This window comes from Neisseria sp. 74A18, assembly GCF_001308005.1.
In the GTDB taxonomy this organism is placed as follows: domain Bacteria; phylum Pseudomonadota; class Gammaproteobacteria; order Burkholderiales; family Neisseriaceae; genus Neisseria; species Neisseria dumasiana.
Genome location: NZ_LGZA01000012.1, coordinates 1 through 24,377, shown reverse-complemented (window position 1 = coordinate 24,377; position 24,377 = coordinate 1). Strand labels below are relative to the sequence as shown.

At 49.4% G+C, this 24,377-nt stretch carries 22 protein-coding genes and 1 pseudogene; 13 read left to right on the top strand and 10 right to left on the bottom strand.

Annotated elements, in window-relative coordinates:
• Positions 1 to 343 precede the first annotated feature (343 nt).
• The 11 genes from AKG43_RS05420 (at position 344) to AKG43_RS13240 (ending at position 12,111) form a co-directional block, all read left to right on the top strand.
• Positions 344 to 1,096, top strand: a complete 753-nt coding sequence (locus AKG43_RS05420) for a Nif3-like dinuclear metal center hexameric protein (RefSeq protein WP_054599548.1) — start codon at positions 344 to 346, stop codon at positions 1,094 to 1,096.
• A 122-nt stretch (positions 1,097 to 1,218) separates the two neighbouring features.
• Positions 1,219 to 1,803 (top strand): ubiquinol-cytochrome c reductase iron-sulfur subunit, encoded by a 585-nt coding sequence (gene petA / locus AKG43_RS05415; protein ID WP_054599547.1) that lies wholly within the window; start codon positions 1,219 to 1,221, stop codon positions 1,801 to 1,803.
• 11 nt (positions 1,804 to 1,814) lie between these two features.
• Positions 1,815 to 3,164 (top strand): cytochrome bc complex cytochrome b subunit, encoded by a 1,350-nt coding sequence (locus AKG43_RS05410; protein WP_054599546.1) that lies wholly within the window; start codon positions 1,815 to 1,817, stop codon positions 3,162 to 3,164.
• 14 nt (positions 3,165 to 3,178) lie between these two features.
• Positions 3,179 to 3,967, top strand: coding sequence for a cytochrome c1 (locus AKG43_RS05405; RefSeq protein ID WP_082402990.1), 789 nt, complete (start codon positions 3,179 to 3,181; stop codon positions 3,965 to 3,967).
• 308 nt (positions 3,968 to 4,275) lie between these two features.
• On the top strand, positions 4,276 to 4,845 hold the full coding sequence (grpE, locus tag AKG43_RS05400; RefSeq protein WP_054599544.1) for a nucleotide exchange factor GrpE: 570 nt from the start codon (positions 4,276 to 4,278) through the stop codon (positions 4,843 to 4,845).
• Positions 4,846 to 5,102: 257 nt separating this feature from the next.
• Entirely contained in the window at positions 5,103 to 7,034 is a 1,932-nt protein-coding gene (gene dnaK / locus AKG43_RS05395) for a molecular chaperone DnaK (protein ID WP_054599543.1), read from the top strand.
• 401 nt (positions 7,035 to 7,435) lie between these two features.
• Positions 7,436 to 8,338 (top strand): 1,4-dihydroxy-2-naphthoate octaprenyltransferase, encoded by a 903-nt coding sequence (gene menA, locus AKG43_RS05390; RefSeq protein WP_082402989.1) that lies wholly within the window; start codon positions 7,436 to 7,438, stop codon positions 8,336 to 8,338.
• Between the two features lie 126 nt (positions 8,339 to 8,464).
• On the top strand, positions 8,465 to 9,154 hold the full coding sequence (locus AKG43_RS05385) for a Bax inhibitor-1 family protein (RefSeq protein WP_054599542.1): 690 nt from the start codon (positions 8,465 to 8,467) through the stop codon (positions 9,152 to 9,154).
• Positions 9,155 to 9,276: 122 nt separating this feature from the next.
• Entirely contained in the window at positions 9,277 to 9,789 is a 513-nt protein-coding gene (gene coaD, locus AKG43_RS05380; protein WP_054599541.1) for a pantetheine-phosphate adenylyltransferase, read from the top strand.
• A gap of 236 nt (positions 9,790 to 10,025) precedes the next feature.
• Positions 10,026 to 11,801 carry a bifunctional isocitrate dehydrogenase kinase/phosphatase gene (aceK, locus tag AKG43_RS05375; RefSeq protein ID WP_054599540.1) on the top strand — a complete coding sequence of 592 codons (1,776 nt, stop codon included), beginning with the start codon at positions 10,026 to 10,028 and terminating at the stop codon, positions 11,799 to 11,801.
• Positions 11,802 to 11,943: 142 nt separating this feature from the next.
• Positions 11,944 to 12,111 (top strand): lipoprotein signal peptidase, encoded by a 168-nt coding sequence (locus tag AKG43_RS13240; protein ID WP_082402988.1) that lies wholly within the window; start codon positions 11,944 to 11,946, stop codon positions 12,109 to 12,111.
• Positions 12,112 to 12,220: 109 nt separating this feature from the next.
• Here AKG43_RS13240 and AKG43_RS05370 read toward each other — a convergent pair whose 3' ends face one another.
• The 9 genes from AKG43_RS05370 to pilM form a co-directional block, all read right to left on the bottom strand.
• The gene (locus AKG43_RS05370; RefSeq protein WP_054599539.1) at positions 12,221 to 12,661 is read right to left on the bottom strand and encodes a hypothetical protein; all 441 of its coding nucleotides are present in this window, start codon (positions 12,659 to 12,661) and stop codon (positions 12,221 to 12,223) included.
• Between the two features lie 12 nt (positions 12,662 to 12,673).
• Complete coding sequence (locus AKG43_RS05365) at positions 12,674 to 13,474, bottom strand: NUDIX domain-containing protein (protein ID WP_054599538.1); 801 nt, start codon at positions 13,472 to 13,474, stop codon at positions 12,674 to 12,676.
• A gap of 278 nt (positions 13,475 to 13,752) precedes the next feature.
• Complete coding sequence (gene aroB, locus AKG43_RS05360) at positions 13,753 to 14,832, bottom strand: 3-dehydroquinate synthase (RefSeq protein WP_054599537.1); 1,080 nt, start codon at positions 14,830 to 14,832, stop codon at positions 13,753 to 13,755.
• 157 nt (positions 14,833 to 14,989) lie between these two features.
• The gene (locus AKG43_RS05355) at positions 14,990 to 15,535 is read right to left on the bottom strand and encodes a shikimate kinase (RefSeq protein WP_054599536.1); all 546 of its coding nucleotides are present in this window, start codon (positions 15,533 to 15,535) and stop codon (positions 14,990 to 14,992) included.
• A gap of 58 nt (positions 15,536 to 15,593) precedes the next feature.
• Positions 15,594 to 17,756: a type IV pilus secretin PilQ gene (gene pilQ / locus AKG43_RS05350; protein ID WP_054599576.1), complete on the bottom strand. Its 2,163-nt coding sequence runs from the start codon at positions 17,754 to 17,756 to the stop codon at positions 15,594 to 15,596.
• 13 nt (positions 17,757 to 17,769) lie between these two features.
• A complete protein-coding gene (locus tag AKG43_RS05345) occupies positions 17,770 to 18,303 on the bottom strand; it encodes a pilus assembly protein PilP (protein ID WP_054599535.1) in 534 nt (177 codons plus the stop codon).
• Between the two features lie 17 nt (positions 18,304 to 18,320).
• Complete coding sequence (locus AKG43_RS05340; protein WP_054599534.1) at positions 18,321 to 18,965, bottom strand: type 4a pilus biogenesis protein PilO; 645 nt, start codon at positions 18,963 to 18,965, stop codon at positions 18,321 to 18,323.
• 1 nt (position 18,966) lies between these two features.
• Positions 18,967 to 19,581: a PilN domain-containing protein gene (locus AKG43_RS05335; protein ID WP_054599533.1), complete on the bottom strand. Its 615-nt coding sequence runs from the start codon at positions 19,579 to 19,581 to the stop codon at positions 18,967 to 18,969.
• A 1-nt stretch (position 19,582) separates the two neighbouring features.
• A complete protein-coding gene (pilM, locus tag AKG43_RS05330) occupies positions 19,583 to 20,680 on the bottom strand; it encodes a type IV pilus assembly protein PilM (RefSeq protein ID WP_054599532.1) in 1,098 nt (365 codons plus the stop codon).
• A gap of 150 nt (positions 20,681 to 20,830) precedes the next feature.
• Between pilM and AKG43_RS05325 the strand changes: the two genes are divergently transcribed.
• Positions 20,831 to 23,290 (top strand): penicillin-binding protein 1A, encoded by a 2,460-nt coding sequence (locus tag AKG43_RS05325; RefSeq protein ID WP_054599531.1) that lies wholly within the window; start codon positions 20,831 to 20,833, stop codon positions 23,288 to 23,290.
• Between the two features lie 95 nt (positions 23,291 to 23,385).
• Here the strand turns inward: AKG43_RS05325 and AKG43_RS05320 are convergent, their stop codons facing one another.
• Positions 23,386 to 24,003 carry a hypothetical protein gene (locus AKG43_RS05320; RefSeq protein WP_054599530.1) on the bottom strand — a complete coding sequence of 206 codons (618 nt, stop codon included), beginning with the start codon at positions 24,001 to 24,003 and terminating at the stop codon, positions 23,386 to 23,388.
• A gap of 156 nt (positions 24,004 to 24,159) precedes the next feature.
• Here AKG43_RS05320 and AKG43_RS05315 point away from each other — a divergent pair.
• A pseudogene (locus AKG43_RS05315) lies at positions 24,160 to 24,377 on the top strand (IS5/IS1182 family transposase); the annotation flags it as partial.

Below are 24,377 nucleotides of genomic sequence, written 5' to 3'. Positions count from 1 at the left end.
TTCCTTGATTCCAATGTTTCAGACGGCCCCGATTGTAGCCGAGCCAAATAGGTTTGTATATCGCACCCCGCCCAAACCGTCTGCAACGAAGTTTGAAAAAATTGCGGTAAAATACGCCGACAGTCTCAAACATCCCGAATCCGGCCGCAACACAGCCGCCACCCGGTGTTGAGTATACATACAGAAACCTTTGCCAAACCCTCGAATGTGGATGCAGTTCAAGGCGCAACCGCGCAGCGGGTGCTGCACATCATACAAATAAGCAAACAAGCGGGCGGCACACACGCAGAAATGCGCCGCAGACGAAAGTTCCGCAAAGGTCTCATACAGTAAAGGAACAACCATGACACACTCGCGCCGCACCATTCTCGACTGGTGCGATGAAACCCTGCAAACCGATTTATTCAAAGACTACGCCCCCAACGGCCTGCAAATCGAAGGCCGCAGCGAAATCCGCAAAATCGTTACCGCCGTTACCGCCAGCCGCGCAGCCTGCGACTACGCCGTCAAACAGCAGGCAGACATGCTGCTGGTGCACCACGGCATGTTTTGGAAAAGCGAACCCGCCACCATTACCGGCTGGAAAAAAGACCGCATCGCCACCCTGCTCAAACACGAAATCAATATGGCAGGCTACCATCTGCCGCTCGATGCCCACCCCGAACTGGGCAACAACGCCCGTTTGGCCAAACTTATGGACTGGACGACCGAACGCCGCTTCGGCGAACAAAACCTGTTAAATGCAGGCCGTCTGAACACACCCAAAACACTCAGCGAACTCAGCGCAAAGCTGCATCAGAAACTCGGTCGCAAACCCGTTGCCATAGGCGATGAAACCCGCATCATCGAAAACATCGTTTGGTGCACGGGCGGCGCACAGGGCTTTTTTCAGACGGCCATAGACGAAGGTGCCGACGCCTACATTACCGGAGAAATTTCAGAAGCACAGTTTCATCTGGCCAACGAAACCGGCACCGCGTTCATCAGTGCCGGACACCACGCCACCGAGCGTTACGGCATACAGGCTCTGGGAGAAGCCATAGCCGCAACATTCGGTATCGAAACCGTATTTTTTGACGAACAAAACCCCGCATAAAATCAAAAAATACTCCAAAATTTTTACCTTATTTTAAATAACTCTTTAAGTATCCCCATAAAATCAGGTAGAATTAAAGAGTTTAATGGCTCGGTATTCCCCCTAATTAGGATGACTGAATAATGGAAAATCAAGAAATCAATCAAAGCCGCCGCCGCTTTCTGACGCTGGCGACCGCCGGTGCGGGCGGAGTGGCCGCTTTAGGCGTAGCCACACCGTTTCTTGCCAGCTTTTTCCCATCGGAAAAAGCCAAGGCAGCCGGTGCGCCGGTTGAAGTGGATGTCAGCAAAATCGAAGCCGGTCAGTTGGTTACAGCTGAGTGGCAAGGCAAACCCATTTGGGTGCTGAACCGCACCGAAAAGCAGCAGAAAGATTTGGCCTCACTCAACGGCGCAGTAGCCGACCCCAATTCCGAAGTAGAACAGCAGCCCGAATACTGCAAAAACGAAATGCGCTCCATCAAGCCCAATATTTTCGTTGCCATCGGCATCTGCACGCACTTGGGCTGCTCGCCCACTTTCCGCCCCGACGTTGCTCCGGCCGACTTGGGCGCAGATTGGAAAGGCGGTTTCTTCTGCCCGTGCCACGGTTCCAAATTCGACTTGGCAGGCCGCGTATATAAAGGCGTACCCGCACCTACCAACCTGATTATTCCGCCCTACAAATACCTGAGCGACACCACCATTTTGGTAGGCGACGACAAATAAAGGGACTTATCATGGCAAACCAAACCAATAATGAAAATAAATCATTGTTAGGCTGGGTGGACGCACGTTTCCCTTTGTCTAAAATGATGAAAGAGCACGTAACCGAGTATTACGCGCCCAAAAACTTCAACTTCTGGTATTTCTTCGGCTCGCTGGCCATGCTGGTACTGGTGATTCAAATCGTCAGCGGTATTTTCCTGACCATGAATTACAAGCCCGACGGCAACCTGAATTCATACCACCTGCCCGCCGCCTTTACCGCCGTAGAATACATCATGCGCGACGTATCGGGCGGATGGATTATCCGCTACATGCACTCCACCGGCGCATCCATGTTCTTCGTGGTGGTCTATCTGCACATGTTCCGCGGCCTGATCTACGGCTCATTCAAAAAACCGCGCGAATTGGTGTGGGTATTCGGCTCGTTGATTTTCTTGGCTTTGATGGCCGAAGCATTTATGGGTTATCTGCTGCCTTGGGGTCAAATGTCGTTCTGGGGCGCACAGGTAATTATTAACCTGTTTGCCGCCATTCCCGTTATCGGCCCCGATTTATCCACTTGGATCCGAGGCGACTTCAACGTATCCGACGTTACCTTGAACCGTTTCTTCGCTCTGCACGTTATCGCCGTACCGCTGGTATTGGTCGGCTTGGTAGTTGCCCACCTGATTGCCCTGCACGAAGTAGGTTCCAACAACCCCGACGGCGTAGAAATCAAAAAACTCAAAGACGAAAACGGCATTCCGTTAGACGGTATTCCGTTCCACCCCTACTACACCGTTAAAGATATTCTGGGCGTAGTGGTATTCCTAATCGTATTCTGTGCCATCATGTTCTTCGCACCCGAAGGCGGCGGCTACTTCTTGGAAGCACCGAACTTCGACCCGGCCAACCCGCTGAAAACGCCTGCACATATCGCACCGGTATGGTATTTCACACCGTTTTACGCTATTTTGCGCGCGATTCCTTCGTTCTTCGGCACACAGGTTTGGGGCGTACTCGGCATGGGCGCAGCGGTTGTATTGATTGCCCTGCTGCCGTGGCTTGACCGCTCTCCGGTGAAATCCATCCGCTACCGCGGCCCGATTTTCAAAACCATGTTGGTATTGTTCATCATTTCTTTCATCGGCTTGGGCATTTTGGGTGCTTTAGTGGCTACCGACACCCGCACGATTGTTGCACGTATCCTGTCTATCATTTACTTTGCATTCTTCCTTGGCATGCCGTTCTATACCAAAATGGATAAAGACCGTCCCGTTCCGGAGCGCGTTACCATGGGCACCCCCAAACAAAAACTGATGTTCTTTGTTTATGTGGCGATTGCCGTGGCGGGTTCATACCTGTTTGCAATAATTATTTAATGAGGGCAGTGAAAATGAAAAAAACACTGAAAAACTGGTTTGCTGCCTTATTGCTTGCAGCACCCATCAGTATCGCCGCTGCCGCAGGCGGTGGCGGCCACTACGAAAAGGTAGATATTGATTTGCGCGACCAAGTCAGCTTGCAGCGTGGCGCACAGATTTTTACCAACTACTGTTTGTCTTGCCACTCCGCTACCGGCATGCGCTTCAACCGCCTGCAAGATATCGGTTTGAGCGAAGACGAAATCAAGAAAAACCTGATGTTTACCACCGATAAGGTGGGCGATGTCATGCAGTCTGCCATGAATCCTAAAGATGGCGCGAAATGGTTCGGTGCAGAACCGCCCGACTTGACACTCATCGCCCGCTCCCGTGGTGCGGACTACCTGTATGCCTATATGCGCGGCTTCTATAAAGACCCGACCCGCCCTACCGGCTGGAACAACACCGTGTTTGATAAAGTAGGTATGCCGCATCCGCTTTGGCAACAACAAGGCGTACAGGCCGTCGAGTTGGATGCAAAAGGCCAACCGGTCATGGTAAAAGACGAACACGGCAACATGGTTCCCAAACTTTATTGGGAATCTACCGGTCTGCAAACCCGCCGTTTGGCAAACGGAAAAGTCATTACCAAAGAATATGACGAATATGCCCGCGACTTGGTGAACTATCTGGTTTACATGGGTGAACCTGCCCAGTTGCAACGCAAACGCACGGGTTATATCGTGATGATTTTCTTGCTGGCAGTGATGTTGCCTTTAGCTTACTTCCTGAAAAAAGAATACTGGAAAGACGTTCATTAATCTCTTTTCCGCACATGAAAAGGCAAAACCCATTGGTTTTGCCTTTTTTATTTTTCGCCCGCAATCAAGATTGCCAAGATAAAAAGACCTTTGCAAAACAACCGTCTGCGGCTTGCTGCCTTGCATTAAAAATATATTGATAGACTATGCCCAACATATGTCAAAAAAAACAGAAATATTCCGGTTTATCCACAGCAGATTACCGACAAAAAATTTTTCCAACCGTTTTGTTCGGCACGGCTTGAATAAGCTTTCAGACGGCCTTATATAAAGCACCATTCACATCTTATCTATACAGGATAATCCACATGAGCGAACACAACCCCGTTACAGCAACAGAAGAAGCAGTAGAATCGGTTGAAACCATTGAAACTGAAACCGAGCAAACAGAAGAAGTGCAGGAAAAACCTTCTTACGAAGATTTGGAAGCCAAAATCGCCGAACTTGAAAGCACCCTCAAAGACGAACAGCTGCGCGGTTTGTCCAACGAGCAAAATTTGCGCCGCCGCCATCAGGAAGAGCTGCAAGCCGCACACAAATTTGCAGGTCAGAAATTTGCTTCCGAAATGCTGCCGGTTAAAGATTATCTGGAAATGGCCCTACTCGACCAAAGCGGCAATTTCGACGCCTTGAAAATGGGCGTACAGATGACTTTGAACGAGCTGAACAAAGCATTCGAGCATACCCAAATTACCGAAATCAATCCCCAACCGGGTGAAAAACTCGATCCCCACCACCACCAAGCCATGCAGATGGTGGAAAGCGAACAAGAACCGAATACCATTGTGAGTGTTATGAAAAAAGGCTACCAACTTGCCGACCGCGTGTTGCGCCCCGCCATGGTTACGGTTGCCCAAAATCAAGGCAACGAGAACTGATTATTTACATGGCACATGTTTTCAGACGGCCTGCATCAATACAGGCCGTCTGAAAACATTATCTGTGGATAAGTAAATCAAGCACTTGAATTAAAAATAATTATTTAGCCAAAAAAATTAAACGGCAACACTTGAAAAGTGAAAAATCCGCCTTATTTACGAATCCGACAGGGGAAAGATTCCCCACCAAGTTTAAGTTTCAAACATTATTCTATTTGATCTATTTGAATTGAAAAAATTTCTAAGGAGCAAAACATATGGCAAAAGTAATCGGTATCGACTTAGGTACAACCAACTCATGTTTGGCTATTTCTGAAAACGGCCAAACCAAAGTAATCGAAAACGCCGAAGGCGCACGCACCACCCCGTCTATCATCGCTTACCTCGATGGCGGCGAAATCCTCGTCGGTGCACCGGCCAAACGCCAAGCCGTTACCAACCCGAAAAACACCATTTATGCCGCCAAACGCTTGATCGGCCATAAATTTGAAGACAAAGAAGTGCAAAAAGACATCGATCTGATGCCTTTCGAAATCGTCAAAGCCGCCAACGGCGACGCATGGGTAAAAGCACAAGGCAAAGAATTGTCTCCGCCCCAAGTTTCCGCCGAAGTATTGCGCAAAATGAAACAAGCCGCCGAAGCCTACTTGGGCGAACCGGTAACCGAAGCCGTGATCACCGTACCGGCCTACTTTAACGACAGCCAACGCCAAGCCACCAAAGATGCAGGCCGTATCGCAGGTTTGGACGTTAAACGCATCATCAACGAACCGACTGCCGCAGCCTTGGCTTTCGGTATGGATAAAAACACCACCGGCGACCGCAAAATTGCCGTTTACGACTTGGGCGGCGGTACTTTCGATATTTCCATCATCGAAATCGCCGATGTGGACGGTGAAAAACAATTTGAAGTGTTGGCCACCAACGGCGACACCTTCTTGGGCGGCGAAGACTTCGACCAACGCTTGATCGACTACATCATCGCCGAGTTCAAAAAAGAACAAGGCATTGATCTGAAACAAGACGTAATGGCGCTGCAACGCCTGAAAGAAGCGGCTGAAAAAGCCAAAATCGAATTGTCCAGCGGCCAACAAACCGAAGTTAACCTGCCGTACATCACCATGGATGCCACCGGCCCGAAACACTTGGCAATGAAAATCACCCGCGCCAAATTCGAGAGCTTGGTTGAAGACCTGATCGAACGCTCTATCGAGCCTTGCCGCGTAGCCGTAAAAGATGCCGGCCTGAGCGTGGGCGACATCGACGACGTGATCTTGGTAGGCGGCCAAAGCCGTATGCCGAAAGTACAAGAAGCCGTTAAAGCCTTCTTCGGCAAAGAGCCGCGCAAAGACGTGAACCCCGACGAAGCCGTGGCTTTGGGCGCAGCGATCCAAGGCGAAGTATTGGGCGGCGGCCGCAGCGACGTATTGCTGCTCGACGTAACCCCATTGTCGCTCGGTATCGAAACCATGGGCGGTGTGATGACCAAACTCATCAACAAAAACACCACCATCCCGACCAAAGCGTCGCAAGTGTTTTCGACTGCCGAAGACAACCAAAGCGCAGTAACCATCCACGTGCTGCAAGGCGAACGCGAACGCGCTTCTGCCAACAAATCGCTGGGTAACTTCAACTTGGGCGACATCGCACCTGCGCCGCGCGGCATTCCGCAAATCGAAGTAACCTTCGATATCGATGCCAACGGTATTCTGCACGTGTCTGCCAAAGACAAAGGCACCGGCAAAGAAGCGAAGATTACCATCCAAGGCTCTTCAGGTTTGAGTGAGGAAGAAATCGAGCGCATGGTGAAAGATGCCGAAGCCAATGCCGAAGAGGACAAAAAACTGACCGAACTCGTGGCTTCACGCAACCAAGCCGAAGCTCTGATTCACTCGGTGAAAAAATCATTGGGCGAATACGGCGACAAACTGGATGAGGACGAAAAAGCGAAAATTGAAGATGCTTTGAAAGCCGCCGAAGAAGCCGTTAAAGGCGACGACAAAGCCGACATCGACGCTAAAGCCGAAGCATTGGGCGCAGCCAGCCAAAAACTGGGTGAAATGGTGTATGCCCAAGCGCAAGCCGAAGCCAACGGTGAGGCAGCCGGCCAACAAGCCGACAGCGGTGCCAAAGGCAACGACGATGTAGTAGATGCCGAGTTTGAAGAAGTGAAAGACAAAAAAGACTAAGCCTGATCCAAGCCGTTTTCAGACGGCCTGATCGGAAGCAAAAAGGACGCTGTTTCAGCGTCCTTTTTTGTTACCTGTTTAAACTAAAAAACAAACCAATACTGCTCAATCACCGCCCAAAACGACCTAAAAAAATCAATTGGCCATATTGACCGCAAGCTCCAAACCATACAACAGACAACACACAAAATTGATTTTGCAGAATCGTTCCCCCAGCCTCTTTAATCGCTTATACCATATTCTTTAAGTTAATCAAATCAATGCCGTCTGAAAATTCAGCCGCGTAACCATCTGCCGCAATGCCTCATTTCGCCGCGCTGCATCCCTATCCGGTTATCATTCAGACGGCCTCGTCATATAATATCCATCTTTAACATTCCCAAACACATTACCTCCATCACATGGCTTTTAAACACTGGCTCGCCGCCGCCCGTCCGCGTACCTTGCCGCTGGCCGCTGCATCTGCATTATGCGGCGGTGTGCTTGCTGCTCTAAATCAGCAAAGCAATCCGCCGGTTTTGGTGTTATGTATGATTACCGCCGTCGCCCTGCAAATATTCAGCAACTTCGCCAACGATTACGGCGATGCCTGCAACGGTGCCGACTCATGCCTGCGCAAAGGGCCGAAACGTATGGTCAGCTCAGGAAACATCAGCCGTAATGCCATGAAGCGCGGGTTAACCGTGTCGGCGCTGATCTGCTGCCTGTGCGGTCTTGCTTTGTTGGCAGTCGCCCTACCCTCTATCGGCATGGGCGGGCTGCACAATTGGATGTTGTGGCTGCTGCTAGGTGCGGCGGCCATCACAGCGGCTTTTTCCTATACCGCAGGTAAAAAGCCTTACGGCTATATCGGTTTGGGCGACCTTTCCGTTATGGTGTTTTTCGGCTGGGTGGGCGTATTGGGTAGCGAATGTCTGCAAACAGGCCGTCTGAATGCCTGGTCGTGGCTGCCTGCTACCGCGCTCGGCTTGTGGTGTGCCATGGTGTTGAATCTCAATAATATGCGCGATATCGACAGCGATGCGGCCACAGGCAAAACCACCGTCGCCGTGCGCTTGGGGCTGCGCCTCGCCAAGCTGTATCACACTGCTTTGCTGGCTTCGGCGGGATTGATGTGGTGGTATTGGCTGCCACAATATTTCAACGCGGCGGCAGGCCGTCTGAATGCTTTTTTACTGGCGGCATCATTCATCCACTTGTATTTTCTTAAAAAAGCCCAATCTTGCACGCAGCTCGACAAGCTGCTGCCGCAATGGAGCATCACGATTTTGCTGTGGGTGTTGTTTTTGTGGGCGCATGTTTGACATTTGAAACTTTTGCACCGGCATTCGAACCGCCGGTAATAATTTTCAGCAAAAAGCTTTGATTTGCTGTTAAAATCGATTTTCATTCATTTTTTACACACATTTCTCAAATAGGGAGCAAACGCCATGCAAAACGACGTTTACGATTACACCCAAACCGCCGGCGCGGTACAAAAAAATACCGTGCTGCGCAAAACCTACGGCCTGCTCGGTCTTTCTTTCATCCCTTGTGCTGCGGGCGCATTTTTGAGCAGCCAAATGGGCTTTAACTTATACGCCATGTTCGGCAACCGCTGGATCGCTTTCGGCGTGGTGCTGGCCTTTTTCTACGGCATGTGCGTCCTGATTGAGAAGAACCGTTACAGCAATGTGGGTGCTGCCCTGCTGATGGTGTTCACTTTCGGCATGGGCGTGCTGATCAGCCCGCTGCTGCAATACAGCCTCAGCTTCAGCAACGGTGCGAAAATCGTCGGCCTTGCCGCCGCCATGACCGCCGCCGTGTTCTTTACCATGGCCGCAATGGCCCGCCGCACCAAAGCCGACATGAATTCGCTCGGCCGCTTCTTAGTGGTGGGTGCGGTTGTGTTGATGGTGGGCGTAGTAGCCAATATGTTCCTGCAAATTCCTGCGCTGGGTTTAACCATCTCTGCCGGCTTCGTGATTTTCAGCTCTTTGCTGATCATGTGGAAAATCCGCGCCGTAATCGACGGCGGCGAAACCAGCCACATCAGCGCGGCTTTAACCATCTTTATTTCCCTCTACAACATTTTCAGCAGCCTGCTCAACATTCTGCTGTCGTTGGGTGGTGAAGATTAATTGATACCAATCAAAGCCAAAGGCCGTCTGAAGCATTTCAGACGGCCTTTGGCTTTGACATTCGTTTTATCAGGCTTTATCCTGCCAGCCGTACATTCCATCCTGTTTTCTATCTTTTCGACATGACTACACGCCCAATCCGCCGCGCGGTGTATGCCGGCAGTTTCGACCCGCCCACCAACGGCCATTTATGGATGATCAGCCGCGCCCAAGCCATGTTTGACGAACTGATCATCGCCATCGGCGTCAACCCCGAAAAACGCAGCACCTACACCGTTGAAGAACGCCGCGAAATGTTGGAAGCAATCACGAGCGAATTTCCGAATGTGAAAGTTACCGTGTTCGGCAACCGCTTTTTGGTCGATTACGCCGACAGCATCGGTGCGCGTTTTGTGATCCGCGGCATCCGCACCGCATCCGACTACGAATACGAACGCTCGATGCGCTACATCAACAGCGACCTGCAACCCGACATCACCACCGTGATTCTGATGCCGCCGCGCGAATTTGCCGAAGTGTCGTCCACCATGGTCAAAGGCTTGGTCGGCCCCGAAGGCTGGCGAGACATGGTTCGCCGCTATCTGCCCGAACCTGTGTACCGCAAGATTTTGAAAGACCACGAAAACGGCGATTGATGCGCTCGTTCCCATCCAAACCGAAACGTTGAAGGCCGTCTGAATGATTTTCAGACGGCCTCGACTATTTTGAAACCCTACTTCCCGGCATACTCTGCGAAACCTCTTTAAGCCCACCGCTTTTCACAATCCCTCACTTGCCAAACCGCACAAAACCCCCTAAGGTTACATCGGATAACATATAAACAAAAAAGGCCGTCTGAAACAACGCCGGCCGCCAACGCAAAGGAAAAATAATGTCCCGACAACTTACCCAACAACTTGGGCGCGCGGTAGCCGAAACCATGCTGGCCGGCTTCAACAAACACTACCGCCTCTACCGCGAAGTTACCGCCCGCGCCAAAGAATTGTTTGAACAGCGCAACTGGCGCGGTATTCAAGATTTGGTGGCCGAACGCATCCAAATGTACGACCAGCGCGTGCGCGAAGCGGTAGAATCGCTCAACCGCGAACATGCCGCCACGGCTTTGAACGATGAAGTATGGGCGGCGGCCAAAACCGAATACATCGCCCTGCTGGTCAACCACAAACAGCCCGAGCTGGCCGAAACTTTTTTCAATTCGGTTTCCACCAAACTCTTGGCCAAAGAGTATTACAACAACCAGTTTATCTTTGTTAAACCTTCCACCAGCACCGAATATATCGATTCCGACCCGCCCACTTTCTGCTCGTTTTACCCCAGCAAACAAGGGCTGCGAGGCTGCCTGCGCGATATTCTGCACCACTTCGGCTGGAACGTACCGTTTGCCCATCTCGGCAAAGACATCAGCAACATTCTGCGCTCGGCGCGCAAACACTTCCAAGCCGAATGGCCGCCGCAAGAAATGAACCTGCATGTGCGCGTGCTGCATTCGCCGTTTTACCGCAACAAAGCCGCCTACATTTTCGGGCAGATTATCAACGGCGGCGTGCGCCATCCCTTTGCCTTAGCCGTGCTGCACGACGAATCAGGCCGTCTGAAAGTAGATGCCGCCTTGTTTGAAGCCCAACAGATTGCCGTGCTGTTTTCATTTGCCCGCGCCTATTTCTTGGTGGACATGCCCGTGCCCAGCGGCTACATCCATTTCCTGCGCGACATGCTGCCGATGCGCTCGCAAGGCGACCTCTACACCATGGTCGGCCTGCACAAACAGGGCAAAAACATTTGGTGGCGCGAGTTTGCCCAACACCTCGAATACTCGCACGACAAATTCATTCTCGCGCCCGGCATAAAAGGGCTGGTGATGAGCGTGTTTACCCTGCCCTCGTTTCCCTATGTGTTTAAAGTGATTAAAGACACCTTCGGCCCGAACAAAGATTTCGACCAAGAATACGTGCGCCAAAAATACCTGCTCGTGAAAAAACACGACCGCGTCGGCCGCATGGCGGATACGCTTGAGTTCGCCAACGTCGCCCTGCCCAAATCACGCTGCGACGAAGAGTTTTTAGAAGAAATGCGCACGCTCGCACCGAGCCAGTTTGAAGAAAACGACGATTGGGTGATCATCAAACACGTTTATGTCGAATACCGCTTAAAACCGCTCAACCTGTTTATGCAGAAAGCCAAACCCGCCGACAAAGCCGCCGCCGTGATCGACTACGGCTACGCGCTCAAAGAGCTGGCCTCCGCCAATATCTTCCCCGGCGACATGCTGTATAAAAACTTCGGCATGACCCGTTTCGGCCGCGTGATTTTTTACGACTACGACGAAATCGAATACATGACCGACTGCAATTTCCGCAAAATCCCGCCCGCCCCCAACCCCGAATACGAAATGTCGGGCGAAGTGTGGTACCCCGTCAACAAAGGCGACGTATTCCCCGAAGAATTCGGCCCGTTCCTGCTCGGCGAACCCGATGTACGGCAAGTATTTTTGCAGCACCATAAAGACTTGCTCACCGCCGAATTTTGGCAGGCTAAAAAAGACCACCTCCAACAAGGCCAATACGACGACTTCTTCCCCTACCCCCAATCGGTGCGCTTTACACCTGAAAAAACCGCCGCAGGGCTGGTTGATGATGCCGATGCCTAAGCCTTCCTAAAAATAGGCAAAGGCCGAGACCTTTGCAAAACCCTACGCCAACAAACAGCCGGAACATGCTTCATCATGTTCCGGCTGTTTTTGCGTAAAAAGTAGACAAGCCACCCCTAAAGTCCCCTTAAAGTGCCTCATTATGAGGCACTGCCTGAGACCTTTGCAAAACCCTCATCTGCGGCGCATTTCTGCGTTGTGCGCTGCTCGCTCGTTTGCCTATCTATATGATATGTCTGCACTCGCTGTGCTGCTACGCCTTGAACTGCATCCACATCTGAGGGTTTTACAAAGGTCTCAGGCCGTCTGAAAACATAGCTTTCAGACGGCCTCGATATACTTTAAATATCTACGCCCAAGCAAACTCTCTTTTTTTCCACCTTATTTACAGCAAATCATTCAACACAATCCCGCCGCCCTCACTCCGCCGTAAAGGCCGTCTGAAAAACATCGCCGTTGATGTGGATATCCGCCAAATAATCATGGCGGTTTTGCACGCACACGGGCAGGCGGATTTGGTTTGCCGCCCATGTGCCGTCGGCTTGGCGAACCAGTTTGTAGCGGTTAAAACCCATATCCATGCCGCTCATCGAAAAGCTCACAAACACTTCCTGAACCTGCGGCGGCACGTTGTTCACGCGGATATCAAACGGCTGCTTGGCATGCACCCGGTCGCTGAATTTGACAACGGCACTGTTCGGCAGCGTACAGCCTGCATGCACATTACAGGCAGCCTGCGGGATAGCCGTAACATCCGGCTGTTTGCTCTGCCACCACAGCAAAGCCACCACTTTCACCGCTGCAAATGCGAGCAGCAAAACGGCAATGGTTATTTTTTGACGACGGGTTAAACTGGACATTTTCAGACAGCCTCAAGCCCATTCGGTTTCTTTATCAATCAATACGGCATGTGCGCCGCGCTCAAGCCATTGTCGGCCGCATTGCTTCACACGCTCTTCATCTGCCAGCACCACCAGCGGTATACCCACTCCGTCGGCCAGCACCGCCGACAATGCGGCGGCAGAATCATCATTCTGCACGCGCCACACCACTACATCGGCATCCTGAACCAACGGCCATTGCTGCGGCTGCGAAATCACCACCCAAACGCTGTCGGCCTGCGGCATCTTACCTCGGCGACGCAGAGTTTCTTCATCAATCAACACATGTTTGTGCTGCGGCTCGGCCAATTCAAACGGCACAACACGGTATTCGCCCATACTGTTTTCGCCGTAAAAACCTGTTTTCAGACGGCCTTTTAAAGCGGTAGGTACGGCCAATGCCGCCAGCAACGGGCCGTTGGCGGGCAGCATGGGCGATACGTCGAAATCTCCCGCACGCTGCCACGACCACGCCTGCCCTTCGCGCGATTCAGGCTTACCCGACCATTCGTCGGCCTCTACGCGGAAAAAACGTAAATGCACCCGCGCGTGTTCGTAATCGTGGATTTTGGTCAGCCACGGGCGGGCTCGCCGGATACGGATGCCCAACTCTTCTTCAAACTCGCGCTGCAAGGCATGAAATTCGGTTTCGCCCGCCTCTACCTTACCGCCGGCAAACTCCCAATAGCCGGCATAAGGCTTGCCTTCGGGTCGGGAACTCAACAAATAACGTCCTTGCCGGTCGAGCACCACACCGGCAACCACTTGTACCAAAGGTCGGGGCGAATCCATGTATCAACTACCATAAAATTAAAACGTAAGGCGCAATATACCGAAACCTCAGCCGCGCGTCATCCGTTTGCCGGTTTCCGCTCCGAAGGAGGCCGCCTGAAACAAGACCCGAAAACTTCGCCGGAATGTTATCTCTACGGCTTAACTTTTACTACGGCGGTGATGTTTTGTATTAAAAAATAGGGGCTGTACCAGATAAGCAGTCATAATAAGCTGCTTATCCGGTACAACCCCTTCAGTAAAGTTCGTGTGCTTATTTTTGCAACTTGCCTATACGTTTACAAATAAGGCGTTATGGCTTGTTTCAAAACAGCCGTATCCGTAATCTCGGTGATGTTGGCTTCTCCTAAACGGTTCAAAGCGATGAAACGCATCACCCCGCTGCTGACTTTTTTATCGTGCTGCATGTGGGCAATCCATTTTTCAAAAGCAAATTTAGGCGGTGTGGTAGGAAGATTGGCTTTTTGGATTAGGCTTATCATGCGGTCAGTATCATTTGCGTTCAGACGGCCTAATGCTTCTGAAAGGCGGCAGGCCAAAACCATGCCGGCTGCTACTGCTTCTCCGTGCAGCCATACGCCGTAACCCATTTCAGCTTCAATCGCATGGCCGAACGTATGGCCTAAATTCAGCCATGCACGAATGCCTTGTTCGGTTTCGTCTTGTGCAACGATGTCGGCTTTCATTTTGCAGCAATGATAAACCGCATCGGCAAGTAAAGCCTTGTTTTGCTGCATCAGTTCGCTTATGTTGTGCTCAAGCCATGACAGGAAAGCGCTGTCGCCGAGTGCGCCGTATTTAATCACTTCGGCCATGCCGGCGGAAAGTTCGCGCGCGGGCAGAGTGGATAAGGTGTTTAAATCGGCGAGCACTGCTTGGGGTTGGTAAAACGCACCTATCATGTTTTTGCCGAGAGGGTGGTTGATGGCTGTTTTCCCGCCCACCGATGAATCGACTTGGCTGAGCAGGGTGGTGGGTATCTGAATAAACGGAGCGCCCCGTTGGTAGGTTGCGGCCGCGAATCCGACAATATCGCCGATAACGCCGCCGCCCAGTGCGATCAGTGTGGTTTTGCGCTCGGCACGGTTTTCCATCAGTCCGTCAAAAATCAGATTGAGGGTTTCCCAATTTTTATACTGTTCGCCGTCAGGCAATATAATATTGAAACAGTCGATACCTTCTGACGCTAAGGCCGTCTGAAGGGTATTCAAATACAAAGGGGCAATGGTTTCATTGGTAATGATGGCTGCTTTTTTGGTGAGATAAGGCTTCAGAATAGATCCTGCTTGAGAGAGCAGATTTTCGCCGATGAATATGGGATATTGGTGGGATGGAGCAGCTACATTGAGTGTACGCATATTGATGATTCGCTGTAAAAGTGATTAAGGTTAGGCCGTCTGAAAACTGTTGGATAAATGTTTTCAGACGGCCTCTTTATTATGGCCATGCCCGGCTTATTGGTTGGAGATTGGCTGAAAACAAACCGCATAATTTTGGGTATTACATGAAGGGGGTTTATGAGTTTTTATTTTGCCGCTGTTTCAATAGTGTTAAAAGATGTTCGGCAGTTTTATAACAGCTCGGGCGGTTGGCTTCGATAATAATGTGGGCAGTTTCTCGATAAATCTTATCCCGAATACCGTATAGTTCTTGAAGTTTGGCTAAAGGATTTTCTACTCGAAGCAAAGGCCGGTTATTGTCATATCTGGTACGCTCGAGCAATACCTCGGGAGTGGCGTGTAAATATACTACTGTGCCGCGTGTGCGAAGGTAATGTTGGTTGTCTTTGCGAAGCACTGCCCCGCCGCCGGTAGCCAACACGATGTTATTCATGGCGGTTAGCTCGTCTATTACGGCAGTTTCTCTGTCGCGAAAGCCTTGCTCCCCTTCTAATTCGAAAATAGTAGGAATCGACACGCCCGTGCGCCTGCAAATTTCTTGATCGCTATCATAGAAAGAACGGCCTAAAACTTGGGCGATATGTTTGCCCATAGTGGTTTTGCCTGCGCCCATTAAGCCGATTAAAAATAAATTGCCTGCTATGTTTTCCATAGCAGGCATTGTAAACGAAAATATACATATTAGGTGTTTATTTGCGTTTGTGCGGTTTCAGACGGCCTTAGTAGCGTAAGTTGCTGCCTACGTTGTCCATAATTCGCGGAGTGATGAAAATCAACAACTCACGGCGTTTTTCGCTGCGGGTGCGTGATTTAAACAGGTTGCCCACAACGGGAATATCGCCCAGCAAGGGTACTTTAGCTACAGTATTACCGTTTTCTTCTTCGTAAATACCGCCGACAATCAAAGTGCCGCCATCTTCAACCATTGCTTGGGTTTGAAGCTGTTTGGTGCTGATACACTTGGTTGTTACACCGCCGGAAATACAGTCGGACGGGCTGTCTTTATTGATTTTAACCGTCATGATTACCTGCCCGTCGGGGGTGATATTGGGCGTAACGGTTAAACCCAACACCGCTTTTTTGAAGGTAATGGAAGTAGCACCGCTTGAAGTTGCCTCTTCATAGGGGATTTCAGAGCCCGACTCAATCGTGGCTTCTTTACGGTCTTGCGTTAAAACGCGCGGGTTGGAAATAATTTTGCCCCTACCCTGTTCCTGCATTGCAGCCAACTCTAAACCTAATGCGCCTGAAGAAAGTGCACGAACCAGTGCAATACTTGAGGTGGCAGCTGAAACCGGTAAACTGATGTTGGGAGAGAACTCTAAAGGTTTAGTCGTAGGGACGGTATTTGCACCGCTCAAAATATTGTTGGTTATTGTACGGTTGTTATCTACTTTAGTGCTGTGGTTGCTTAGTGCATTGTTAAGGTTGGAACCCCAAGTGTTACGGCCTTTGACGGCGTTGTAACCGAATTTTACACCGATGTTGCGCGAGAAAGAGTCTTCTGCTTCCACAATGCGCGCTTCTACCATAACCTGACGTGTCGGTACGTCTAATTCTTCAATCAGTTTTTGGAACTTATGAATAACGTGGCGGTTATCGGTAATGATTAGGGTATTGGTAGCTGGGTCGATCAGCGCGCTGCCTCTTCCGCTCAGCAGACTGTTGCGGTCGCTATTATTGCCGCTTTCGTCAAGACGCAGAATTTTACGGAATTCTTCTACGTTTTTGTATTTCAATTGGAAAGTTTGAGACAACAGCGGACCCAAATCATCAATTTCTTTCTGGGCTTGTAAGGTTGCTTTATCTTTAGCCAATAATTCTTCACGTGGGGCAACGTTGATGATGTTGCCTTGACGGCGCATGTCCAAATTACGGGCTTGCATCACTAAATCAAGTGCCTGATCCCAAGGCACATCTTTGAGCGATAAAGTCATTTTGCCATTCACAGTATCGCTGGCAACGATATTCATGCCTGATTCTTTAGCCAAAATCTGGAGAATGGTTCGCACTTCCACATCTTGGAAATCCAAAGAAATTTTTCGTCCATTAAACGATTTATTTGGCGTATTGGCTAAGCCTTGGGCAGCAATATTGGCTTTTTGGCTGATTTCGAAACTGTAACGGCCATGTGCTCCTTGGGTGCGTACGTCCCAGCTGCCTTGATTACGGATGATGAGTTGGGTGTTGTTACCAATGCGTTTGATGGTTACGTTGCGTACCGGGGTGTTGAAATCGGCAACATCCAAACTACGCTGTGCCTGTGTCGGCAATGGGTAGTTTTTCAACGTAATGATGATTCTGTCGCTTTGTTTCTTAATTTCAGGTTCGCCGCTGAAAGAAGAAGCATTCAACTCTACGATACCGGAGTTGCGGGTACCTTTACGGAAATCAATGTTGGCTGAAGCCGCAATCTGTTCTTGGCGAGCAGGTGTAGCAACGGGAGCCGGCATTGGTGCTGCGTTTCTTTGCAAAGGCGCGGTATTGCTGGTTTTATTATTAGCTTCGCTGATGTATACCCAAACTTCGTTGCCTTTGATTTCGGTGTTGTATTGGCTGGCCTTATTCAGCCCCAAAAGGATACGGGCACGGTCGTCATTTTGTGCCGCTGTAATTTGGTTTAACAGCGGATCGGCGTACTCCAAAACAGGTTGGGGTAATTGGATAGACGTGCCGCTGAAGTCAAGTGCAATGCGGGCAGGCGTAGTGGTTACAAAACCGCGGGGAGATGTAACTTCTTTATCAAATTTGATTTTGATAATTTTCTGATTGTCAGGCAAAGAAGATACGTTGATATCGGTAATGTTGCCCGAATATGCCGTCTGAACGGCGAAGCCGAGAGTAATGGCTGAAAGAATCTTTGTAATGTTGCGTGAGTTCATAAGTAATGCCCCTTTAATTGTTGTTTTGAGCTGCATCGCTGCCGTTGTCTGAGCCGCTCAATGGTAGTTCTGCTTTACGGTATGCCCAATTTCCATAACTGTCTTCAACCAGTTCGGTAATCAAAATCTTGTCTGCCGTGATCGATTGGATGCGACCGTGATTTTGCCCGATATAGTTGCCAGGAAGGACAGTGTAAACATGGCCATTGGCTTCAACATAGCCTGAAGTTTGTTTTCCTTTAGTCAGGCTGCCCACATATTTCAGATTTTCAAGGCTGTAGCTTTCGAGAACTTCTTTTGCCCGGTTATTATTGGGTGCGTTTGCACCTTGCTGCATGGCAACCAGCCTTTTGCTGTCGAAGGCATGAAGTCCGCTAAAATTCGGAGCAGTATAGTTTTTTGCTTGGATAGCGGCAGGTGCTTCAAAAGGAATGATTTTTGATTTGGCCTGTTGGCGGGTATCTCGCATCCATTTGGTTAGATCGTCGTGTGAAGATGTGCAGGCCGAAACAGCCAATATGCCTGCGAGTAGTAGTGTTTTTTTCATAATGTTTCTCTCAGGGGTTATTGGGAAGCCTGCGCTTCACTTGCAGCTTTCGCTGCTTCCAATTCAGCAGCCACTTCCTCTGCAGGGCGGGCTTTATAGGTATTGGCAGTTGCACTTAGCGTCAGAAGATTGCTTTTTTCATCTTTGCTGCTGCCTATTTTCAATGATTCCAAAGTAATAATGCGCGAGAGCTTGCCTACGTCGCGTGCAAATTGGCTGATTTGGCTGTATTTGCCCGTAATGGCTATTTCATAAGGCAATGCTTGGATGGGGCCGTCGTTTACAGGTGTTTGAGGAACAACGCTGTCCATGCGCAAACCATTGGTTGCTCCGGCTTGATGCAGTTCTTGAATGAGATTCGGAATTTCTGCATCGGTAGGAAGCTGTTTGAGCAAAACATTAAATGACGAACGGATGGCTGCCAATTCTTCTTTCAAATTATCAAGGTTGGCGGCTTCAATGCTTTTTTGTGTGTAGGTTTCTTTTAACTCGGTTTCTTTCTGAACCGCGCCGTCCAATGTTTCCAACTGGTTGCTGAACAGTGCTAAATAGCCGGCTGCCAGAACGCTAACCACCACCAAAGATGCCAATACCAGCTTGGCCGGCATGCTTAATAAGTGCAGGTTTTTGGTATCAATATTTTTTAGTGTTTTTGCTGCCATGTTATTTTCCCTGTTGGTCGGAAACCGTACCGCTTGTGCCCGGAGCAGCGGCTGAAACGTCCGGTAATGTGTAATAAGATTGGTTTAACAGCACTTTAAGTGTAAATTCTTGTGCATTATCTACCTTTTTGATGTTTACCAATTCGGGTTGCATAAAAATGCCTGTACTGGGAATTGATCTCATAAACATGGCAATTTTGTTATCGCTGGTCGCTTTGCCGCTGATGTTGTATGAGGTCGGGCTTTCGGCTGTAATTGCAGTCAGATAAGTACCTTCCGGAATCAGCACATTTAAGGTATCGATAATTTGTGCGGCTTGGAACCGTTTTTCCTGTAACTCTTCAACTTTTTGTTTTCGAGCCAAAAACTCTTCTTTCTCTTTCTTTAATTTATTGATTTCAAGAAGATTTTCATCAAGCTTGGTAATTTCTTGAGAAAGAAAGCCGTTGCGTTCTTCTTGATTGCTGATGGCTCGGTTGATGCCGAAATAGGTCAGCGCAGAAAGGCCGATACCTGTTAACAAGGCAAGCAACATGAGCGATTTAAAGTTTTGTTTTTGCTTCTGCTGAATTTCTTCACGGTAGGGAAGAAGGTTGATTCTGGTTAGTTGAATCATATTAAAGCCCCCTTAATGCCAAGCCGAAGGCAAGAGTTAATGTTGATGCGTCTATTTGTAATTGGGAAATGTCGACTTTACTGCTGTTGGCTGCATATAAAATCGGGTGGATGCATTCGGTTGCCGTATTCGTGTGCGAGAAAATGGTTTCCGCCAATCCGGGTTGTTGTGCCGCCGTGCCGGTAAGCAGGATATGTTTGACGTTCGAATATTGGTCGCCGGGTTGGGTAGTGTAGTAAAACTGGAGCACACGTTGGATTTCTTGCGCAACCTGTATGTTGAAGCGGTCGGCTACTGCGGATTGGTAGTCGGAAGGCTTGGTGGCGGCATTCATCATTTGCGCAGCTTTTTCTTCGGTAACCTGATAGGTACGTTGGATGAGTTGGTTAAGCTGTTCGGTGCTGACAGTGGTTTCCTGCTTGTAGAGAATCTGGCCATTTTGGGTAATAACGGCATACATTTGAGTGGCATGAATGCCGAATATGGCGATTTTTTCATGCTCCAATTCGGGTGCATGTTGGTTGATCCAAAAAGAAAAAGCATTGTTTTGTGCGAATAAATCAATATCCAATGCAGATAAAGGCATGTCGGCATTGTTAAACGCTTCGATACGCGGTTCTACGTCGTCTTTTTTTGCGGCAGTAAGCAGTACACGGGTGCCGGCCGGAACCACGGATGTACCTATCGTGTGGTAATCGAAGTTCATTTCTTCGATCGGAGCGATTTGTGAAACTTCAAACTCTGCAAAACCGTCCAAGTCTAAGTCCGAATCTTTTTCGTTGTAGACAACGGTTTCAATCGTAACCAGGCTTTGAGGCAGTGCTGCGATGAAGTTTTTGGAAGAGCTGTTGAGCTGCGTATAAGAATGTTGCAGATATGTAACAAGCTGATCGTAATCTTGAATTTTGTTGCCTTTGATAATATTTTTAGGCAGTTTGGTAATAACGTATTTTTCCAACTGAATTTGGTTTAAACTACGGCCTGACAACTGGACCATCTTAATGGCATGTTGGCCGATATCGATACCGACAGCGGAACGGTGGGCAAGGTTGGATGACGTTTTACTATTTGTATTGTTTTGCTTTTTTGTTAATCGCATAATGTAACGCCTTGTGTTTTTGAGAAGAGTAACAGTTTTTATCCGTAACGGATTTCTTCATGGTTTACACAAAAAATAACCGTGTGTTGATGAAATCTTTAGCTATTTTACTTTATTTAATGCTTTTAATGGCAACTTTATTAATTAGTCATGATTAAAAAAATTATAACGACCTGTATTGGTTTGGTTTTAGGTTTATTACTCTTTGTGGTAGGTTTGGTTGCAATTGCCATTCTGATTACATATCCGAAACTGCCCTCTTTAGAAGCGGTTCAGCACTACCAGCCGAAAATGCCGCTGACGGTTTATTCTTCAGACGGCGAAGTTATCGGCATGTATGGAGAGGAGCGGCGGTCTTTTACCAAAATCGGTGATTTCCCCCAAATATTGAAAGATGCCGTTTTGGCGGCGGAAGACAAGCGGTTTTATGACCATTGGGGCGTAGACGTTATCGGCGTGATGCGTGCGGCGATCGGAAACATGACCGGCGGAGTGCAATCGGGTGCGAGTACGATTACACAGCAGGTGGCGCGTAATTTCTATTTGAGTAACGAGCGTACATTTACCCGTAAATTCAATGAGGCACTTTTGGCTTACAAAATCGAAAAGTCTTTAACTAAAGACCAGATTTTGGAGCTGTATTTCAATCAGATTTATCTTGGCCAGCGCGCTTACGGCTTTGCGGCGGCATCTAAAATTTATTTTAATAAAGATGTGAAAGATTTGACGCTTGCCGAAGCAACGATTCTGGCAGGATTGCCGAAAGCGCCTTCGACATTCAATCCGATTGTGAATCCTGAACGTGCCAAGTTGCGTCAGAAATATATTTTGAACAATATGGTTGAAGAGAAGATGATTACGCCGCAGGATCGTGAAAAAGCGTTGGCGGAAAATCTGCACTTCGAACGCCATGTTCAGAAAATAGACCAAAGTGCTTTGTATGTTGCCGAAATGGTGCGCCAAGAGTTGTATGAAAAATACGGCGAAGAAGCTTACACGCAAGGTTTTAAGGTTTATACCACGGTAAGTACGGCTCATCAGCGTGTAGCCACCGAAGCTTTGCGTAAAGCATTGAGAGGCTTCGACCAAGGCAGCAGCTACCGCGGTGCAGAGCATTATCTTGATTTAAGCCAGACCGATAATGTGGAAGAAACGGTTGGACAATATCTTTCAACACTTTATACGGTAGACGGTATGATGCCGGCGGTTGTGTTGAATACGTCTAAAAAAGGCGTGGAAATTCAGTTGGCCAGCGGTAACCGCACCACTTTGAGCAATGCCGAGCTGGGTTTCGCGGCAAGAGCGGTAAACAATAAAAAAATGGAAGACGCGCAAATCCGCCGCGGTGCCGTTATCCGTGTGAAGAAAAACGGCAAGCGTTGGTCGGTGGCACAACAGCCGCTGCTTCAAGGTGCGTTGGTGGCGTTGGATGCGAGAACCGGTGCGGTGCGTGCCTTGGTGGGCGGTTACGATTTCCACAGTAAAACCTTTAACCGCGCTACGCAGGCTTTGCGCCAACCGGGTTCTTCGTTTAAGCCGTTTGTGTATTCCGCCGGCTTGTCGAAGGGCATGACGATGGCTACCCCGTTGAACGATGCGCCGATTTCGCTGCCCGGGCAAGGGCGTAACGGTGCGGCTTGGAATCCTAAAAATTCAGACGGCCGCTATGCAGGCTTTATCAGCATGCGTCAGGCTTTGACTGCTTCGAAAAATATGGTGTCGATCCGTATTCTGATGTCTATCAAAGTGGATTATGCGCAAGAATATATCCAGCGTTTCGGCTTTAAGCCGTCTGAAATTCCTGCCGGTCTGTCGATGGCCTTGGGTACGGGCGAAACCACGCCGATGAAAATGGCCGAGGGCTATACGGTTTTTGCCAACGGCGGTTATAAAGTTTCTTCTTATGTGATCGACCGTATTTATGACGGCCAAGGTCGTTTGCGTGCGCAAATGCAGCCTTTAGTTGCAGGCGAGAATGCACCGCAGGCGATCGATCCGCGTAATGCGTTTATTATGTATAAGATGATGCAGGACGTGGTGCGCTACGGTACGGCAACCCGTGCCAAAGCCTTGGGCCGCTCTGATATCGCAGGTAAAACGGGTACGACCAACGACAACAAAGATGCATGGTTTGTGGGCTTCAATCCCGACATCGTAACGGCGGTTTATATCGGTTACGACAAGCCGCGCAGCATGGGCCGTGCAGGTTACGGCGGAACGATTGCTTTGCCGGTTTGGGTGGAATACATGCGTTTTGCGCTGAAAGGCGTGCCGGTAAAAGGCATGAAAGCACCCGAAGGCATGGTAACCAAAGGCAACGATTATTTCTTGAAAGAGCAGCAGACAACCAACCCCGATTTGCCGCTGGATAACCGTTCAAGCCGTCCGGTGCGCAATGAAGAGCGCGATCCGGAAATCGGGCAGGCTGCGAAACCCGCCGCACAAAAAGCCCAACCTTCCGACTACGCACCGATCGAGCAAGTGTTAGAACCGCTCAACGGCCGTAATGACAGAGGCGGCAATTCGGGCGGCGGAAACGGCGGTCAGGCTCAGCCTGAACCTTTGGCACCAGCGGGTCAATCGTCGAAGCAGTTGGATTCTCTGTTCTGATTCTGTCGAATATGGGATGATTGAGAGTTAAATATTTGATAAGTATGTTAAATAAGGCCGTCTGAAAAATTTTTCAGACGGCCTTTCATGTTGGTTTAGAGTTTCTTGAATTCCCATACCGTACCGTTTGAATGGAAGCTCAAATAATACTGTTTGCCCACCGCTTCGATAGTGGCGGTGTGCCAAAAGCGTTTTTGGTTTTTTTCCAGCAAAACAAAAGAAACATAATAAGGTTCGGTAACGGCTGCGTCCACCGAGCGGGCTTTTTCCGCCCATTTGGCGGCAATGGTTGCAGCGTCTGCAAAACGCACCATAGAGAGCGGGGTAAGATTGGCTGCTACATTCGTTTCGGACGTGAGGCGTAAAGTGTCTGTGTAGCGCCATTTGCCGTGTTCGTAGAGATAGTGATCGATTTGCCCGGGTTTGTGCGGGTTTTGTATGTTCAACTCGATGCGGGGGCGGACACCGCTGAAAAAGTCGATATTTTCAAAGAAAATCAGGCTTTTTCCACGGAATTGGGGAAGGTTTTTCAACGCTGTTTCGGCAGCTTGCAGCGCTTCGGCGTTTTCCAAAAAATTACCTTGGGCAACGACGGCTTCAACTTCGGCAGATGCGGCGGCGGTTTGGGCGCGGGCATTGCTGAAATCGCAGGCATTTAACATAAATGCGCTCAGGCATGCGCATAAAATCAATAATTTGGAAGATTGGTGCATATTGGATTGGCATTGGAAAACGGTTGCCCAACATAACATTGCAGGTTTAAAAAGACAAGCTGCTGCGGCATGAAAGCCTGAGACCTTTGCAAAACCCTCAAAAATCCTCTAAATTCCCACTCACATCAAACTCCGAGAATTTAGAGGATTTTGTTCATGAGCAGCTTTTTACACACCGACGCCCTCAACCATATCGAAAAACATCTCGACCGCTTCCCCCTCATCAAACTCGACCGTATTCTTGACTGGACACCCATCGAACAATACCTCGCCGGCCGCAAAACCCGCTACGTGCGCGACAACGGCGGCCGTCCCGCCTATCCTTTGCTCTCCATGTTCAAAGCCGTCCTGCTCGGCCAATGGCACAGCCTCTC